This is a genomic window from Actinoallomurus sp. NPDC050550, from assembly GCF_040655075.1.
In the GTDB taxonomy this organism is placed as follows: domain Bacteria; phylum Actinomycetota; class Actinomycetes; order Streptosporangiales; family Streptosporangiaceae; genus Actinoallomurus.
The window spans coordinates 181,698-197,265 of record NZ_JBFAJC010000010.1; the positions used below are offsets into that span (position 1 = coordinate 181,698).

The 15,568-nt window shown below is 70.3% G+C and carries 18 protein-coding genes and 1 pseudogene; 12 read left to right on the forward strand and 7 right to left on the reverse strand.

Features of this window, described 5'->3' with window-relative positions:
- The first annotated feature begins 11 nt into the window (after window positions 1-11).
- Window positions 12-629, forward strand: a complete 618-nt coding sequence (locus AB0I04_RS16800) for a PadR family transcriptional regulator (protein WP_360885069.1) — start codon at window positions 12-14, stop codon at window positions 627-629.
- Window positions 630-644: 15 nt separating this feature from the next.
- Here the strand turns inward: AB0I04_RS16800 and AB0I04_RS16805 are convergent, their stop codons facing one another.
- Window positions 645-2,120, reverse strand: coding sequence for an MFS transporter (locus tag AB0I04_RS16805; RefSeq protein WP_360885071.1), 1,476 nt, complete (start codon window positions 2,118-2,120; stop codon window positions 645-647).
- A gap of 113 nt (window positions 2,121-2,233) precedes the next feature.
- On the opposite strand from AB0I04_RS16805, the gene AB0I04_RS16810 reads away from it, so the two are divergent.
- A complete protein-coding gene (locus AB0I04_RS16810) occupies window positions 2,234-3,115 on the forward strand; it encodes a LysR family transcriptional regulator (protein ID WP_360885074.1) in 882 nt (293 codons plus the stop codon).
- 28 nt (window positions 3,116-3,143) lie between these two features.
- On the opposite strand, the gene AB0I04_RS16815 is transcribed toward AB0I04_RS16810, so the two are convergent.
- Window positions 3,144-3,545: a carboxymuconolactone decarboxylase family protein gene (locus tag AB0I04_RS16815; RefSeq protein ID WP_360885077.1), complete on the reverse strand. Its 402-nt coding sequence runs from the start codon at window positions 3,543-3,545 to the stop codon at window positions 3,144-3,146.
- A gap of 125 nt (window positions 3,546-3,670) precedes the next feature.
- Between AB0I04_RS16815 and AB0I04_RS16820 the strand changes: the two genes are divergently transcribed.
- The 3 genes from AB0I04_RS16820 (at window position 3,671) to AB0I04_RS16830 (ending at window position 6,947) form a co-directional block, all read left to right on the forward strand.
- Window positions 3,671-4,549 carry a LysR family transcriptional regulator gene (locus tag AB0I04_RS16820; RefSeq protein WP_360885080.1) on the forward strand — a complete coding sequence of 293 codons (879 nt, stop codon included), beginning with the start codon at window positions 3,671-3,673 and terminating at the stop codon, window positions 4,547-4,549.
- A 123-nt stretch (window positions 4,550-4,672) separates the two neighbouring features.
- The gene (locus AB0I04_RS16825; protein ID WP_360885081.1) at window positions 4,673-5,512 is read left to right on the forward strand and encodes a GH25 family lysozyme; all 840 of its coding nucleotides are present in this window, start codon (window positions 4,673-4,675) and stop codon (window positions 5,510-5,512) included.
- Between the two features lie 142 nt (window positions 5,513-5,654).
- Window positions 5,655-6,947 carry a protein kinase gene (locus AB0I04_RS16830; protein WP_360885084.1) on the forward strand — a complete coding sequence of 431 codons (1,293 nt, stop codon included), beginning with the start codon at window positions 5,655-5,657 and terminating at the stop codon, window positions 6,945-6,947.
- 76 nt (window positions 6,948-7,023) lie between these two features.
- Here AB0I04_RS16830 and AB0I04_RS16835 read toward each other — a convergent pair whose 3' ends face one another.
- Window positions 7,024-7,959, reverse strand: a complete 936-nt coding sequence (locus AB0I04_RS16835; protein ID WP_360885087.1) for an SDR family oxidoreductase — start codon at window positions 7,957-7,959, stop codon at window positions 7,024-7,026.
- 124 nt (window positions 7,960-8,083) lie between these two features.
- On the opposite strand from AB0I04_RS16835, the gene AB0I04_RS16840 reads away from it, so the two are divergent.
- Both AB0I04_RS16840 and AB0I04_RS16845 read left to right on the forward strand, forming a co-directional pair.
- Window positions 8,084-8,701: a TetR family transcriptional regulator gene (locus AB0I04_RS16840; protein ID WP_360885089.1), complete on the forward strand. Its 618-nt coding sequence runs from the start codon at window positions 8,084-8,086 to the stop codon at window positions 8,699-8,701.
- 2 nt (window positions 8,702-8,703) lie between these two features.
- The gene (locus tag AB0I04_RS16845) at window positions 8,704-9,036 is read left to right on the forward strand and encodes an ATP-binding protein (RefSeq protein WP_360885092.1); all 333 of its coding nucleotides are present in this window, start codon (window positions 8,704-8,706) and stop codon (window positions 9,034-9,036) included.
- 45 nt (window positions 9,037-9,081) lie between these two features.
- Here AB0I04_RS16845 and AB0I04_RS16850 read toward each other — a convergent pair whose 3' ends face one another.
- Window positions 9,082-9,948, reverse strand: a complete 867-nt coding sequence (locus AB0I04_RS16850; protein WP_360885350.1) for a TetR/AcrR family transcriptional regulator C-terminal ligand-binding domain-containing protein — start codon at window positions 9,946-9,948, stop codon at window positions 9,082-9,084.
- A 144-nt stretch (window positions 9,949-10,092) separates the two neighbouring features.
- On the opposite strand from AB0I04_RS16850, the gene AB0I04_RS16855 reads away from it, so the two are divergent.
- From AB0I04_RS16855 to AB0I04_RS16870, 4 genes are all read left to right on the forward strand, one after another.
- Window positions 10,093-11,265 (forward strand): serine hydrolase domain-containing protein, encoded by a 1,173-nt coding sequence (locus AB0I04_RS16855; RefSeq protein ID WP_360885094.1) that lies wholly within the window; start codon window positions 10,093-10,095, stop codon window positions 11,263-11,265.
- A 110-nt stretch (window positions 11,266-11,375) separates the two neighbouring features.
- The gene (locus tag AB0I04_RS16860; protein ID WP_360885097.1) at window positions 11,376-11,570 is read left to right on the forward strand and encodes a hypothetical protein; all 195 of its coding nucleotides are present in this window, start codon (window positions 11,376-11,378) and stop codon (window positions 11,568-11,570) included.
- Window positions 11,570-12,169 carry a TetR family transcriptional regulator gene (locus AB0I04_RS16865; protein WP_360885100.1) on the forward strand — a complete coding sequence of 200 codons (600 nt, stop codon included), beginning with the start codon at window positions 11,570-11,572 and terminating at the stop codon, window positions 12,167-12,169. Before AB0I04_RS16860 ends, AB0I04_RS16865 begins: the two co-directional genes overlap by 1 nt.
- A gap of 98 nt (window positions 12,170-12,267) precedes the next feature.
- Window positions 12,268-13,203 carry an NADP-dependent oxidoreductase gene (locus AB0I04_RS16870; RefSeq protein ID WP_360885102.1) on the forward strand — a complete coding sequence of 312 codons (936 nt, stop codon included), beginning with the start codon at window positions 12,268-12,270 and terminating at the stop codon, window positions 13,201-13,203.
- 211 nt (window positions 13,204-13,414) lie between these two features.
- Here the strand turns inward: AB0I04_RS16870 and AB0I04_RS16875 are convergent.
- A pseudogene (locus tag AB0I04_RS16875) lies at window positions 13,415-13,750 on the reverse strand (LuxR C-terminal-related transcriptional regulator); the annotation flags it as partial.
- A gap of 14 nt (window positions 13,751-13,764) precedes the next feature.
- Between AB0I04_RS16875 and AB0I04_RS16880 the strand changes: the two are divergent.
- Complete coding sequence (locus AB0I04_RS16880) at window positions 13,765-13,926, forward strand: hypothetical protein (RefSeq protein WP_360885105.1); 162 nt, start codon at window positions 13,765-13,767, stop codon at window positions 13,924-13,926.
- A 15-nt stretch (window positions 13,927-13,941) separates the two neighbouring features.
- On the opposite strand, the gene AB0I04_RS16885 is transcribed toward AB0I04_RS16880, so the two are convergent.
- Both AB0I04_RS16885 and AB0I04_RS16890 read right to left on the reverse strand, forming a co-directional pair.
- A complete protein-coding gene (locus AB0I04_RS16885) occupies window positions 13,942-14,913 on the reverse strand; it encodes a hypothetical protein (protein ID WP_360885108.1) in 972 nt (323 codons plus the stop codon).
- A complete protein-coding gene (locus AB0I04_RS16890) occupies window positions 14,910-15,506 on the reverse strand; it encodes a PadR family transcriptional regulator (RefSeq protein WP_360885110.1) in 597 nt (198 codons plus the stop codon). Before AB0I04_RS16890 ends, AB0I04_RS16885 begins: the two co-directional genes overlap by 4 nt.
- Window positions 15,507-15,568: the final 62 nt, after the last annotated feature.

Genomic DNA, 15,568 nt, shown 5'->3' on the forward strand with positions numbered 1-15,568 from the left:
AGGTGTGTGTGATGGCGAAGCAGCGCAAGGTGTCGAACCCACTCGCGCTGGTGGTGCTGGCGTTCCTGTCCACGGCGTCGATGCACCCCTATGAGCTGGGCAAACGACTGAGGGAGACCGACAAGGATCGCAGCGTCAGGTACAACCACGGCTCGCTCTACATGGTGATCAAGCAGCTCGCCAAAGCCGGCCTCGTCGCCGAGCAGGACACCCTCCGCGAGGGCGGACGGCCGGAACGCACCGTGTACGCGATCACCGACGAGGGCCGCGACGAGATGCGGGGCTGGCTGCGGGAGCTGGTCGCCGAGCCGCAGCGCGAGTACCCGCACTTCGGTGTGGCGCTGTCGCTGATCAGCGTCCTGCCGCCGGACGACGCGGCCGACCTGCTCGACCGCAGGCTACGGGCAGTGGCGGCGGAGATCGAGGAGATCCGCACCGCCTCGGGGGCTGCCGCCGACGCCGGCGTGTCCTGGGTGTTCCTGGTCGACGAGGAGTATCACCTCGCCCTCCTGGAGACCGAGCACCGCTTCGTCTCCGGGCTCGCCGACTCGCTCCGCCGCGCCGCCGAAGAGCAAGCCCCCGCCGGTTCGGCCGAGCCCCCAGGGCGCCGAACCACCCATAGAGCCTGAAGACCTCTGGGTCTATCAGGCGTCGTCGAGGTCGCGCCGTTTCCAGGTCGCGGTGGCCGCGGCCCCACGGCGCCCGCGCTCCGGGAGCAGCAGGTCGGTGATCGCTACAAGTAGCGCCAGGCCCACCAAGGCGGCGGAGCCGAAGAAGCCTCGGCCGGCGGACAGGGGAAAGTCTCCGCGGGATGCCGTGAGCGTGCCCAGGAACACCGACCCGGCGATCGCCAGGCCGAACGCGGACCCGATCCGCTGCCCGGTCTGCAGGACCGCCGCCGCGGTGCCGCCCTCCGCCGGTGGAACATGCTGCAGGGCGAGTGTCAGATTCGGTCCGATCACCAACCCACTGCCCCAACCGGCGACCAGGAGCGGTCCGAGCAAGAGCAGCCACATCCGGCCGCCATGGTCGTATCGGACCAGGAGCGCGATGGCCGCCAGCGCGAGGACCACGGTGAGCGTGCCGGTGACCACCAGGAGGCGACCGAAGCGGTACGCCACACGACCGCCGAGCGCCGCGCTGATCGAAGAGCCGATCGAGAATGGTGTTCCCGCCGCCCCGGCGGCCAGCGCCGAATATCCCAGGCCCTGTTGGAAATACAGCGACAGGATGAACAGGACGCCGGTGTACCCGGCGAAATAGAGCACTCCGACGAGCGAGCCGATCGCGTACGGTCGCCGACGCAACAGTTCGAAGTTGACCAGCGGCCGGCCTTTCCGCCGGCGGTAATGCCCCTCCCAGGCGACGAAGCACGCCAGGAGGACGGCACCGAGGCCCAGCAGGGACCACGGAGCCGATCCCTGTCCGCGCTCGGCCACGATCAGCGGCAGGATGACGGCGGTGATTCCGCCTCCGAGCAGCGCCACGCCGACCAGATCGAGCCGGCCTGCCCAGGCACGCGCGGGGTCGCGGGGAAGCAGCCGGGTCCCGAGGACGAACGCCGGCAGGCCGATCGGCAGGTTCACGAAGAACACCCAGCGCCAGCCGTTCGCCGAGCCGGCCGCCTGGATCAGCAGACCTCCGGCCAGGGGACCGATCGCGGTGGCCGCCGCGACCATCGCGCCGTACAGACCGGCGGCCACGCCGCGCTCGCGCCCTGTGAAGAGCTGCTGCATCAGCCCGACCACCTGGGGTGTCAGCATCCCGCCCGCGACGCCTTGCGCCAGCCGCGCACAGACCAGCCACGTGCCGGAGTCCGACAGCCCGCACAGCACGCTCACCGCGGTGAAGACGGCCACGGCGATCAGGAACATGCGCCGGCGGCCGAAGGTGTCGCCGAGGCGGCCCGCGGGCACGAGGGTCAGTCCAAAGGTCAACGTGTAGCCCGCGACCGCCCAGGACAGCGCCTCCGACGAGACCCGCAACCCCGCCTGCAGTGACGGCAACGCGACGTTGACGATGCTGACATCGAGCAGCGTCATGGCCCCGGCCACCAGGCAGACCGCGAACGCCCGCCACCGACCCGGATCCGTTCCCGGCATGAACTCCGATCGATCCACCAGCCCTCCTCCACACGCGACATCGGGCCCCAGTCGACCGGTCGGGGCGAGTGCCCATCAATGAGCAACCTCGCCGTGGAACAATCACCGAAAGGAATCGGTGGGAGCGTGTCGTGGAGGTTCGGCAACTTCGCTACTTCGTGGTCGTCGCCGAGATCGGCCACTTCGGCAGGGCGGCGGAGCGGCTGCACATCGTCCAGCCCGCCGTGAGCAAACAGATCGCTGGCCTCGAACGCGAACTCGGGCTCACCCTGTTCGACCGCTCACGCCGGACGATCAGGCTCACCGCCGACGGCGAGGCGTTTCTCCCCCACGCCCGTCGCGCGCTCCAGGCCATCGACCGCGCGGCGAGAGCGGCCGCCGACCTGGCCGCCGGCACCACCGGCATCCTGCGCGTCGGCGGCAGTCACGGGCTCGGCAGGCGCATCGAGGAGATCCTCACCGAGTTCCGCGGTACTCATCCGGGCGTCACGATCCACCTGACGACCACGTCGTCCACCCCGGGCAAACTCGCCGCGATCCTCGCCGGCGACCTCGACGCCGCGTTCGTCACCGCTCCGCCGAGCACCGACGGCATCGTCGTCCATCACCTCTGGGACGAACCGCTGCTGCTCGCCGTCCCAGCGGGGCGGGCGGCGACCGCCGCCGATCTCGTCGCCCTCGCCGACCTGCCCCTCGCCCGGTCCGTACGTGAGGAGGACCCCGGAGGCTTCGATCTGATCACCGATGTCTGCAGAGCGGCCGGCTTCGTTCCCCGCCCTGGCCCCGCTGTCGTCAATGTCCAAGACGTTCTGGCCGGACCGGTCGCGGCCGGAGACTGCTGGACGCTGCTCCCCTCCGGCGGTATCCGGGGCGACTCGGTGGCGGTCGCCTTCGTCGAACCCAGCCGGCCGGTACGCCTACCCGTCGCACTCGCCCTGCCCCACCCGAACGAGCGTCCGCTCGCCGCGGGCCTGCTGACCGCCACCAAAGCCACCCCGGCGGTCGCCATGTGAGGCGACCGCCCGAGGATCTCGGCCGGGATCACGCCACGTTCGTGATCGGGAGCAGGCCTCGTTCGGCGAAGACCTTCTTGGCGACGAGCGTCGCGTTGATGGACCTCGGAATGCCGCAGTAGACGGCCGAGTGCAGCAGCGCCTCGGCGATCTCGGTAGGCGCGAGGCCGACGTTGAGCGCCGCGTTGATGTGCACCTCCAGCTCGATCTCACAGCCGCCGAGCGCGGCCAGCACGCCCAGGGTGACCAGCTGCCGGTCGCGGGGCGGCAGCTCGGGGCGGGCGTACATGTCGCCGAACGCCCACGCGACCACCTGGTGACCCAGTTCGGGGGAGGTGTCGGCGAGGGAGTTCACGATCCGCTGACCCGCCTCGCCGTCCACCTGCTCCAGGACCTTCATGCCGTGCTCGTAACGCTCTTCGCGGGTCATCCCGTCTCTCCTAGATGTCGTTCGCATCGGCTCGTCCGGTGCGATGTCTCAAGCGTGGCCTGGACTACGGCCCAATGCGCGCCGAGGGCATCGATGGCTATGCTTCCCATGCCTTGGAGGTATGGATGGATCTGAGATTGCTCGGCTACGTGGTCGCGATCGCCGAGGAGGGAAGCGTCAGCGGGGCGGCCCGGCGGCTGCACCTGACCCAGCCGACGTTGAGCCGGCAGCTCCGTGAGCTCGAACGACGGCTGGGCGTCGAGCTGTTCTCCCGCGAGGGCCGGGGCCTGACGCCGACCGCCGCAGGCCAGGCCCTCGTACGGCGGGCGACCACCGTCCTGGCGGAGGCGGAAGGCGCGCTCGAAGACGTACGGCTGGCGGCTCAGGGACTGACGGGACGGCTGACCGTGGCCTTCGCCGGCTCGGGGATCAACGGGCCGCTCGGCGGGGCTCTCGGGCGGATACGCCGGGAGCTGCCACGCGTCGACCTGCGTCTGGCGGAGAGCTTCAACGACGCGGAGATGTCGACCGGAGTGCTGGACGGGCGCTTCGACATCGCGGTCCAGCGGCTGCCCATGCGGGACGCCCGGCTGGCCACGCGGGCCTGGTGGCGGGAGCCGCTCACGCTGTTCATGCCCGCCGGGCATCCGCTCGCCCACTCGCCCGAGCCGGCGCCGCTGTCGACGCTGGGACAGATCCCGCTGGTCATCTGGCCACGAGACGTCTCACCCCGCTCGTACGACGAGATCATCGCGCTCTGCCACCACGCCGGCGTCGTGCCGAAGATCGGCGCGGAAGGCCGGAGCGCGCAGACGCTACTGGCCCTGGCCGCGGCCGGGTTCGGTGCCGCCGTGATGTCCGACTCCCACCGCGCGCTGCGCCGGGTCGGCGTGGCGGCCCGGCCGCTGGCCGACACCACGACCACCCTCTACCTCGTCTGGCGGGCGGGCGACACGAACCCGCTCGTCGAACGTTTCCGCGAGGTCCTCGCCGACCTCGCCTGATACTGCGACGGCGCTACCGCCCTGCATCGTGATCGTTCTGTTACCAGGGCCTCCGAACGATCTTCGATGACGCCGAGTCGTACCACCCCGACGGAAACGATCTTGAACGGAAGGAGCGCTGCCATGCGTTCAGCTCGGCGTACGCGCCGTTTCGTCACCATCCTCGCCGCCGGGACGGCACTCGCGTGCGGTGCGTTGACCGCCGGCACAGCGGCGGCCGCCACTGCCACACCCGGTGGTGGACTCGCCCACCCCGACCAGGACCATGCCGGAGGCGCGGCTGCGCGGCACGGGGAGTCGGTTCGCGCGGCGGTCGCTCCGTCCGGGATCCCCGGCCTCGACGTCAGCGGGTGGCAGGGCAACGTCGACTGGAACGCGGTCAAGGCCAACGGCGCGGAGTTCGCGTACGTGAAGGCGACCGAGAGCACGACGTACCACAGTTCCTTCTTTCCCCAGCAGTTCAACGGGGCTCACGACGTGGGCATCGTGCGGGGCGCGTACCACTACGCGATCCCCAACAAGGCGAGCGGTGCCGCCCAGGCCGACTACTTCGCCGACAATGGCGGCGGGCAGACCGGTGACGGCATCACCCTGCCCGGTGTACTCGACATCGAAGACGACCCCTACACCGACACCGACGGCACGAACAAGTGCTACGGCCTCACTCCGGCCCAGATGACGAGCTGGATCCGCGACTTCCTGAACGAATACCACGCGCGCACGGGCTGGAACGCGGTCATCAACACCTTCACCGAATGGTGGAACGACTGCACCGGCGGCTCCACCGAGTTCGCCGCCGACCACCCGCTATGGATCAACAACCACGGCGACACACCCGGCGCGTTGCCGACCGGCTGGAGCAGAGAAGCCATCTGGCAGTGGGCCGACAACGGTGTGTTCCCCGGCGACCAGGACGTCATCCGAACCGACACCTTCAACAAACTGCTCGCCCAAAAACGCTGAGCGATTCGCGTGGCCGCTCCCGCCCACATGGAGCGGCCACGCGCCTGGTCACCTGTCGAATCGTCGCAGGGGCCCGCCAAGACGCACAATCTGACCCGGACACGCCCTAAACTGCACGCACATCGATCAAGAGAATCAGAGAATGCATGTGGAGAACGCCGCGGTGCAGGGGGTCGGCCGATATCGCCTGATGACAGTGCTCGGCAAGGGAGGAATGGGCGTCGTCTACCGGGCGACCGACGAGGACGGCCACGACTTCGCGCTGAAACTGCTCAAGCCCGAACTGGCCGAGGACGCCGCCTTCCGCAGACGGCTGGCCCGCGAAGTCGACGCCATGCGCCGGGTGCGCAGTCCGTACGTCGCGGAGGTGGTCGACGCGGACGTGACGGCGGAACGCCCGTACATCGTGACCCGCTTCATCGACGGCCAGCCGCTCGACGCCGTCGTCCAGGCGGTCGGGCCACTGCACAGCGACCTACTGGTGCGGCTGTCGGCGGGCCTGGCCGAGGCGCTCATCGCGATCCACGATGCGGGGATCGTCCACCGCGACGTCAAGCCCAACAACATCATGCTCGTCAACGGCGACCCGGTCCTGATCGACTTCGGTATCGCACACGCGGCCGACGCCACTCGCCTCACCCAGACCGGCATGTTCATCGGCACGCCGGGCTACCTGGGGCCGGAGGTCATCGACGGCAACCCACCCGGCCCGGCGATGGACATCTACGGCTGGGGCGCGACGGTGGCATTCGCGGCGACCGGCCGGCCACCGTTCGGCATCGGATCGCTGCAGGCTCTGCTCGCCCGCGCCGTCTCCGGCGAACCCGACATCGTCGGCGTGCCGGCGCACCTGGAGCCTCAGGTCAAAGCGGCTCTCTCCCGTGATCCGCAGGACCGCCCATCGGCGACGCAGATCGCGAGCTGGGCGCGCCAGGTCCGCAGCGATCCGCCAGTGCCGCCCACCGCGCTCGCCTCCGTCGGCCAGGGCGGCCCGGCGGCACGGACGACCGTCGCCGCGGACTCCGGCGTTGCGGACTCGACGGACCGGCCGGTGCCAGAGTCGAGCGGATCGCCGTCGACGGACCCGAAGCCGGCGACACGTCGGTCGTCAAGGAAGCGACGTCACTCCTCCCCGACGCATCGCCCACCGGCGAACGCCGGGCCGGCGGCCGGGACGCCACTGGTGCCGGCCGAGCCGACAGCGGTCGAACAGCGGGACACGACGTCGCCACGTAGACGGGCCGGACGCCGTGAATCGCCGTCTTTGTACTCCAGGAAGGCAGTGTGGGCCGGACTGATCGCCCTTCTCGTCGTGGCGACTTCCTGGGCCTTCTGGACATTTACTCCGTCCTCCGATTATTACGAGCCGCTCGACGGTCCATCCAGCTTCGCCCACGTTCTGTGGTTCAAGATCGACTCGCTGTTCGGCGACTGAGACGGCGCCCCTTGGTCGGCCGGCGATGGCCCCTGGACCGCCGGGCACATCGCCGGCGGCCAGGGTCCAACCGCGGCTACGCGGAAGCGGTGTGGAAGTAGTGGCCCTTGTCCAGGTCGTCAATGAGCCCGGGGCCGGTCGGCTGCCATCCCAGTAGCTCGCGGGTCAGCGCGCTCGACGCCGGGCTGTCGAGCCCGACGAAGCCGGCCAGCCAGGTGAAGTGCTCGCCCGCGTCTTCGGGAGAGACGGCGACCAATGGAACGTCGAGATGCCGGCCGACCACTTCGGCGATCGCACGGATCGGCACGCCCTCGTCGGCGACCGCATGCAGCACCGACCCCGCCGGGGCGTCCTCCAACGCCAGGCGGAACAGGTGTGCCGCATCGGTCCGGTGGACGGCGGGCCAGCGCTGGGACCCGTCACCGATGTAACCGGAGGCGCCCTTGTCCCGGGCGATTCCGACCAGGGCCGTCATGAAGCCGTTGTCTCCTTCGCCGTGCACGGTCGGAGGGAGACGCAGTACGGACGAGCGGACGCCGCGGGAAGCGAGGGAGAGCGTCAGCTGCGCCGTGCCGTACCGCGTCTGCGGGCCACCGCCCAGATGCGCCGCGGACCAGGCGGGATCGGCCCCGTGCCGTTCGGTCGCGACCTGCCCCGGCGCGAGCCCGAGCAGCCCAGAGGCCAGGACGAACGGCCGATCAGAACCCGCCAGTGCCTCGCCGATCGTCTCGACGGCGCGGCGATCCGCGTCGGCGGCGCCCTGGAAGTCCCCCGAGAAGGCGATGTCGTGCTTAAAAGCGAGGTGGATCACGCCGTCCGACTCGGCGGCCGCGCTCCGCAGGACGTCGAGATCGTCGAGGGTGCCGCGACGCACCTCGGCCCCGGCCGCAGTGAGGGCGGCGGCCGACTTGTCCGAACGTGCCAGTCCGATGACCCGATGACCAGCGCCGATGAGCTCGGGAACCACGGCGGAGCCGATCCAGCCGGACGCGCCGGTGACGAAAACGCGCATGAGAAGACCTCCAGGTACGTCGGCCGTCCTCCGCACACGACTTGCGCGAAGACGACACGATGTCAGTGGCTGTCATCAGCATAGCCGAGCATGTCAGCGGCTGTCATCAGGCTACGATCAGAGGATGGGGCGATGGGAGCCGAACGCGCGCGGCCGACTCGAGAAGGCGGCGCTGGAGCTCTACGGCGAGCGCGGGTTCGAGCAGACCACGGTGGCGGAGATCGCCAAGCGAGCGGGGCTCACGGAGCGGACGTTCTTCCGGCACTTCGCCGACAAACGCGAGGTCCTGTTCGGGGGCTCGGTTCACCTGGAGGATCTGGTCGTACGCACCGTCATCGAGGCGTCCGATCCCACGGCGCCGATCGACGCGGTGGCCGCAGCCCTGGAGGCGGGCGGCGCCGTGCTCATCCACGAACGCGCCCGGAAGCGTCACGCCGTCATCGTCACGAACGCGGAGCTACGAGAGCGCGAGCTGATCAAACTGGCCTCACTCGCCTCGGCGCTCGCCGACGCACTCCGCCGGCGCGGCGTCGCCGACCTGGCCGCACAACTGACCGCCGAGGCGGGAATCGCCGCCTTCAAGGTCGCGTTCGAGCACTGGGTCAGCGACACCGAAGAGAAAGACCTGTCGCACCTCATCCGAGAGTCATTCGACGAGCTCAAAGCCGTCACCGCAGGCAACTCGCACTCCATGTCCATGACGCCTCCGCACCGATCGCCCGAAGGTTCGCCGAGGCGATAGCGGTGGAGCACGGCGCGGACCGCGACACGATCGGCCTGGTCACCAGTGAGCTGGTGACGAACGCCCCGCGGGCCGCCCGGAGACTCGTCGACGACGGACTGGTTCCGGCCTGGACGCACCCGGAGCGACCGGTACGGATCGGCGTCCTGGCGACCACCCGGTGGATGCGCCTGTCCGTCACCGACCCCGACCCCCGGCCGATCGATCCGCAGGCGGTACCGAACAACGGCTGGGGATTAGGGATCGTCGACACGCTCTCGGCGGCGCGCTGGACGACGTACGACGCCGACAGCAAGACTGTCCACGTCATCGTCCCCTCGCCAGAAGTGGAGTGACGGCGGCAGAGCTGAGCGTTCTGATGCGGTGATTCGCCGAGCCGCTTAACCGGTCGCCCGCTGGGCGAGGGCCTTGTTCATGGCGCTGAACTGCGGGAGCGTGTTCGACTTCAACTGGCCCTCGATGAAGGGGACGGCGACGCCGGTGAAGCGCTCGCTCTGGGTCAGGCGGACGCGGTGCGGGCCGAGCTGCTCGATGCGGAACCGGTGCTCGCCGTCCGCGATCCATCCTGGGCCGGCCTTTCCGAGCCAGCGCAGCTCACGACCCGGGCGGGCGGTCAGCACCTCGGGGGTGAAGGTCATGTCGCCACCGGCGTCGTGCAGGTGGATGCGCATGCGGGCACCCTTCGCCAGGACGCCGCCGGACGAGGTCACCTGCGCCGAGGTCATAAACGGATTCCACCGCGGGTAGGTGGCGAAGTCCGTCAGCACCCGCCAGACCTGGTCCGGCGTCGCATCGATCTCCGTGGACGCCGTCAGCGTCACCGGGCGGATATTGGTCCACAGCGTGTATCCGGCCAGCACGGCGAGCAGGCCGGACAGCACGGCGAGCAGCCGGCGCCGTCGCCGGGGAGAGGCGGACGGCGTCTCGGTCTCGGCGACGCGCGTGGGCAGTTGTGCGTGAGTCATCGTTTCTCCTGCTCCCCGGGTGGAAGGTGCGGCGCCGGTCAGCGCGCTGGTGACGAGACGGTGGACGTAGGCGGTGTCGATGGGTTGACCGGTGACCAGCAGCCGGTAGTACAGGGCTCCGGCGAGCTGGTCGAAGACGACCTCCGGCTCGGCGTCCGAGCGCAGCTCACCGGCCTCCTTGGCGGTCTGGAGCAGGGCGAGCACCAGGGCGTTGCGCCGGGCGAACATCTCCTGGACGGTCGCGCCGACGTCGGCGTGACGCGCCGCCGCGGCGTCGACTATTTACGCAACGGCCGTAGCGAAATCCCCGGCCGCGCCTCGGCCGCGCGGGGGAGATGCGGCGTTCGCCTCCGTCGTCCGGGCGAGGCGGAAAGATGGGCCGGCTCGGCGATCCGCCGGGCGCTCCTGGGCTGAAGCATGGAGCCCATGCGAAGACACCTGATCATCACCGGCGCGATGCTCACGCTCACGACGGCCCTCGGGCCGACGGCATCGGCCGGAACGCTGCCGCCCCTCGACCCGGCGGTCCTGCAGAAGGCGATCTCCGGTCTGCCGAGCGCGACCGTCACCGGCGCCCTCGTCCGAGTCAGCGGCCCCGCCGGGCGGTGGAGCGGAACGTCCGGCACCGGCGACGTCGCCACGGGTGAACCCGTCCCCGCGAACGGGACGTTCCGGATCGGCAGCACCTCCAAGATGTTCACCGCGGCGGTCGTTCTCCAGCTCGTCGCCGAACACCGGATCGACCTCGACCAGACCGTCCAGCACTACCTGCCCGGCCTCCTGCCCGCGTGGTATCCGGCGATCACCGTTCGCGAGATCCTGAACCACACCAGTGGCCTGCCCGGCACCTCCCTCGACTCGGGCGACGCGCACTGGTTCGTCGAGCACCGCCTCGACAGCTGGACGCCGCAGGAACTCGTCGCCGACGCGGTGACCCACCCGTTGGAGTTCGCGCCGGGCACCCGGCAGCGGTACAACGGCACGAACTACTTCGTCGCCGGCCTACTCATCGAGCGGGTCACCGGGCGGACGTACGCCGAGGAGGTGCGGCGGCGGATCATCGAGCCGCTGCGGCTGCGCGACACGTACGTCCTGGACCGGCACGACCCGCGGCTGCCCGGGCCGCACGCCCACGGATACGTCGCGGTGACCGACGGGGGCGTGACCACGCTGCACGACGTGTCCGAGCAGAGCCCCTACCCGTGGGCCGAAGGCGGCATCATCTCCAGCGCCGGCGACCTGACCCGTTTCATCCGCGCGCTGTTCGGCGGCCGGGTCGTGCCACGGACGGAGCTGCAGGCGATGTTCACCGTTCCCGACGTCGAGTACGTCGGCGGCGAAAACTGCAACGTCGGTCCGAACGCCGGACGGGCCTGCTTCAGCGTCGGCCTGACGCGGACCGTGTTCCCGAACGGCGTCACGGTCTGGGGGAAGACCGGTGCCCGGCCGGGTTACACGGGCGGGCTGTTCGCCACCCGGGACCTGCGGCGCGTCCTCGTCTACTCGCTCAACGCGACCGGCAACAAGGACGGCTCGGAGTCGCCGTACCTGGTGAAGATCGCCGCCGCGGTCTTCGATCCGGAGCTGGGGAACTCGTGACGATGGTCGCCGCTCACGGGGCGTGGCGAACTCTCCCCAAGTCGAGATCTTACGAGGTATCAAGTTACAAATTTTGACATCTGTCACCAACCCACTTTAGCGTTCCTCGTATGGAGCAGAGAACACTCGGCGCCAGGCGACCGCGCCGCATCGCCGAGACGGTAGACGCCACCGGCCTGCGGCTGACCGAGGACGACCTGGACGCGAACGAGCAGGCCGCCGCGCGAGGGGCGGTCGCCGGAGAACGCCATGCCCCCGCCCTGCTCGCGCTGCTGGACAGTGAGCGAGCAGGGCGCAAGCACTGATGCCTGCTCGAACCCCGCTGGACGCGAACACCATCCTGGCGGCCACCGAGGAGATCCTGCGCCGCCACGGACCGGACAAGGCAACCGTCGTCGACGTCGCCCGGGCACTAGGGGTCAGCCACGCCGCCGTCTACAAGCACTTCGCCTCCAAGCAGGCGCTACGCGAGGCCGTGACCCGACGCTGGCTCGACCACAACCGCGGCACTCTCGCCCTCATCGCCGCCGACAGTGCGGTCCCGCCAGTGCGGCGACTGCGTACCTGGCTGCACGCCGTCCTGGCCGTGAAGCAGGCCAAGATTCGCGAGGACCCGGAGCTGTTCGCCGCCTATGGAATCCTCGCGGCTGCGCACAGTAGCGTCGCCACTGACCACGTCGCCGACCTCTTGGGCCAGCTGGCAGCCATCATCGCCGACGGCGCCGCCGACGGCAGCTTCCGCGCCGACGACGCGGAGGCCACCGCCCGCGTGGTCTTCCGCGCCACCGCCAAGTTCAACCACCTCGCCCATGCCGCCGAATGGCAGAACCCCGGCATCGGCGCCGAGCTCGACGAGGTGTGCAGCTTGCTGCTCCAGGGTCTTCAGGCCCCCACATCGCCGTAACCGGACTGGGTTGGCCACACGCGCGGCCGAGGTCAGCGGCGCGGTCGGTCCTCCCCATCACCACCCAGGCAGCATCGAACAAGGAGTGACGAACAACCGTGGTTCAAGCAATCGGAGTGACACGACCAGGCGGACCGGACGCTCTCGACAAGCTCGACCTGGCGGCCGAAGCGATCGGTCCCGGTCAGGTCAGGATCCGGGTCGGCAGCGCCACGGTGAACCCGGCCGACGCAATGATCCGTTCTCGTCCGCGGCAGGATGAGGCGGACACGGTACGGGTGCCGGGCATGGAGGTCGCCGGCGTGATCACCGAAATCGGCCCCGCCGTCGACCGCCCGTTCGCGATCGGGGACGCCGTCATGGCCATCGTGGTGCCCTCGGGCGAGCATGGCGGCTACCGGGCAGACCTGGTCGTGCCCGCACGATCCGTCGCGAAGATCCCGGCCGGGCTCTCGGACGTCCAGGCCGCCACCATCCCGATGAACGGGCTCACCGCCCAGCTCGCGCTCGACACGCTGTCGCTCCCGGCCGGCGCGACGGTCGCCGTCACCGGCGCCGCCGGCACCGTCGGCGGGTACTTTGTCCAGCTCGCCAAGCAGGCCGGGTTGGTCGTCGTCGCCGACGCCGCCCGGCAGGACGAGACCTTCGTCCGCGACTGCGGAGCCGACGAAGTCGTGCAGCGGGGGGACGACTTCGTCGCGAAGGTCCGCCGCCACCACCCCGGCGGCGTCGACGGGCTCCTCGACGCCGCAGCGCTGGAGGCCGCCGCGCTCCCGGCCGTCAAGGACGGCGGCACCGTCGTCACCGTCCGCGGTTACCAGGGCGACGGGACCGACCGGGTCCGCGTCGCCCCGATCTTCGTCCGCGACTACGTCAAGGCCGCGGCCGAGCTCGACCGGCTCGCCGAGCTCGCCGGCGATGGACGGCTCACCGTCCGCGTGGCCGGCCGACTGCCCGCCTCCCGAGCCGCCGACGCGCACCGCTGGCTCGAACAACGCGGCATTCGCGGGCGGTTCGTCCTGCAGTTCGACTGACCGATGCTCGAGCAGCTGAACGACGATCGGCAGACTTCGAAACGCAGAGCTGCGTCAAGTTAAGCGGGACACACGCCGACATTCCATCCACCTGACCTGACGCATCAGCTCAGCTACGCCAAATCAGATGAGACGCGACAACTGGGGAATACGTGCTGATGGTCGCCGCTCATGGGCGAGACGAAACCGCCGAGGATGAACCCCCGCTCCGTCAGGAGCCGAGGTAGCGGAGGACGGCCAGGACGCGGCGGCTGTAGCCGCCGTCGCCGGACAGGCGGAGCTTGTCGAAGATCGCGTTGATGTGCTTCTCGACGGCGCTCTGCGAGATGTAGAGGTGGGCGGCGATCGACGCGTTGGTGTGGCCCTGGGCCATGTGGGACAGTACGTCGCGCTCGCGGGCGGTGAGGTGGCTCAGCGGGTCGACGTGCGTCGTACGGGCGAGGAGCTGCCTGACCACCTCTGGGTCGAACGCCGCGCCGCCCGCGCCCACCCGTTCCAGCGCGTCCAGAAACTCCTGCACCTGGGCGACCCGGTCCTTGAGCAGGTAGGGGCGAGCTGAGCGTGCCCTATCCCGAACGGATCGCACGCCAGTTCGCGACGCTGCTCGGCGCCGAGGGCCAGGTGCGCTCGCTGCGCGGCGCCGAGCCGCTCACCGACGCCCAGATCGAGGAGATCGCCCGGGAGACCGCGGATCTGATCATCCGCGCCTGCCGGGTCCAGTGATGACGCCCTGACGGGCTACCCGCCGAACCGCGCGATGAGCTCCTGGTACGTGGCGAAGGCCGGCTTCGGCTCGTAGTCGTCGGTCAGGAGGCCGAAGCTGTGGAACATCCCCGGCACGCCGCTGTCGGCGTCGCGCAGGGTGAAGTGCGTGTAGGCGCCGACCCCGACCGTGGTCCGGCACTCGGCGATCGCCCGGACGGTGGTCTCCAGGACCTCGGCCTGCCGCTCGGGTGACCGGTCCGGGCCGGTGGGCCAGCCGTTCTCCGTGATGTGCAGCGGGACCTCGGAGGCGATGCCGGCGGGTGCGAGGCGCTCGGCGCGATGCATTCCGAGCAGGCCGGTGACGGCGTCGTACAGGCGGTCCAGGGGTACCGGCTGGAAGACGTCGGGGAAGAAGTCCAGGCCCATGTAGCCGAGGGCGTCGACGAACCGCTCGCCGCCCAGGTCCGTGACCGAGGCGATGAAGTCGGCGCCCGGCCCGAACAGCGGCGTGGTGTTGAAGCCGACCCGGAGACGGTCGAAGCCCTGCCGCCTGGCCTCGTCGGCGGCGGCGACCACCCCTTCCACGAGGGCCTCCCGCACGCGCGGGTAGTACCCGTCGAGCGTCGCGTTGCCCGTCATGTTGGGCTCCTCGGTGACCTGCAGCGTCGCGGTCCGGTGCCCGTGACGGCGGACCAGGTCGCGGACGAAGCCGACGTATCCGGCCACGTCCCCGCTGCGGGACTGGTACTGGGCGACCAGGTCCAGGACCAGCCCGTCTCCGGCGTACTGCTCGACACGTTCCGGGCTCTGGGTCACCTCGCGGGTGTCGTCGGCGTCGACGAACGAGATGTATCCACGGACCAGGAACGGGCGGCCGCCGGGCCTCAGCCGGTCGAGGGCGGCCCGGATCCGTTCGGGGTCGTCCTTCGGGCCGGTGGCCAGGCCCCCGGTGTCGTCGCCCGTCGCTCCCCCGGGGTAGATCCCGAAGAGCAGGCCGTCGCTCATCGTCGTTCTCCTTCGTCGTCACGGTGCTCGGGCCACGGCAGGGCTCCGGTGACGATCTGCTCGGCGGTGGCCTCGACCCAGGCCAGCTCGCTGCGCGCCATGTGCAGCGCGTAGTCGGCCTCGATCACGAACAGGCGCGGCACCTCGCCCGACCGCAACGCGTCATTCAGGGCCCGTTCGTCGTCGGCGATGGCGGCCCGGAGCCGGTCGGCGCGCTCCCGCAGCGCGGCGCGGGCCCCGTCCGGGCCCAGCGCCCCGAGGTACGCCACGGCGGTGAGGAAGACCGGGAACTCCCGTCGCGGGTTGCGGATCTGCTCGTCGAGCCGCTCGACGAAGACGGCGCGCCCCGTCTCGGTCAGCGCGTAGACCGTCCGGGCCGGCCGGTTCCCCTCCTGGAACCGCTCCCGTGGCGTGATCCAGCCTTCGCGCTCGAGGGCGGCCACCACGTCGTACAGCGATCCCCGGTTGATCCGGACACTGGCGTCCTTGCCGCGCTCGCGGAGCACGGACGCCATCTCGTACGGGTGCATGGGCCGTTCCATCAGCAGCCCCATCACCGCCAGCCCCAGCGGGTTGTCGGCACTCCGCGGCATAGTCGCCTCCTGATATCAGAAACCGACTATATCTCAGACGGCGGAGTCGCCATTGACGCGGA

Excerpts from the sequence above, each read along its gene's own strand:
- AB0I04_RS16800 (WP_360885069.1), top strand. The coding sequence starts at position 12 with ATGGCGAAGCAGCGCAAGGTGTCGAACCCACTCGCGCTGGTGGTGCTG.
- AB0I04_RS16815 (WP_360885077.1), bottom strand. The coding sequence starts at position 3,545 with ATGACCCGCGAAGAGCGTTACGAGCACGGCATGAAGGTCCTGGAGCAG.
- AB0I04_RS16820 (WP_360885080.1), top strand. The coding sequence starts at position 3,671 with ATGGATCTGAGATTGCTCGGCTACGTGGTCGCGATCGCCGAGGAGGGA.
- AB0I04_RS16825 (WP_360885081.1), top strand. The coding sequence starts at position 4,673 with ATGCGTTCAGCTCGGCGTACGCGCCGTTTCGTCACCATCCTCGCCGCC.
- AB0I04_RS16830 (WP_360885084.1), top strand. The coding sequence starts at position 5,655 with ATGCATGTGGAGAACGCCGCGGTGCAGGGGGTCGGCCGATATCGCCTG.
- AB0I04_RS16835 (WP_360885087.1), bottom strand. The coding sequence starts at position 7,959 with ATGCGCGTTTTCGTCACCGGCGCGTCCGGCTGGATCGGCTCCGCCGTG.
- AB0I04_RS16840 (WP_360885089.1), top strand. The coding sequence starts at position 8,084 with ATGGGGCGATGGGAGCCGAACGCGCGCGGCCGACTCGAGAAGGCGGCG.
- AB0I04_RS16855 (WP_360885094.1), top strand. The coding sequence starts at position 10,093 with ATGCGAAGACACCTGATCATCACCGGCGCGATGCTCACGCTCACGACG.
- AB0I04_RS16860 (WP_360885097.1), top strand. The coding sequence starts at position 11,376 with ATGGAGCAGAGAACACTCGGCGCCAGGCGACCGCGCCGCATCGCCGAG.
- AB0I04_RS16865 (WP_360885100.1), top strand. The coding sequence starts at position 11,570 with ATGCCTGCTCGAACCCCGCTGGACGCGAACACCATCCTGGCGGCCACC.
- AB0I04_RS16885 (WP_360885108.1), bottom strand. The coding sequence starts at position 14,913 with ATGAGCGACGGCCTGCTCTTCGGGATCTACCCCGGGGGAGCGACGGGC.
- AB0I04_RS16890 (WP_360885110.1), bottom strand. The coding sequence starts at position 15,506 with ATGCCGCGGAGTGCCGACAACCCGCTGGGGCTGGCGGTGATGGGGCTG.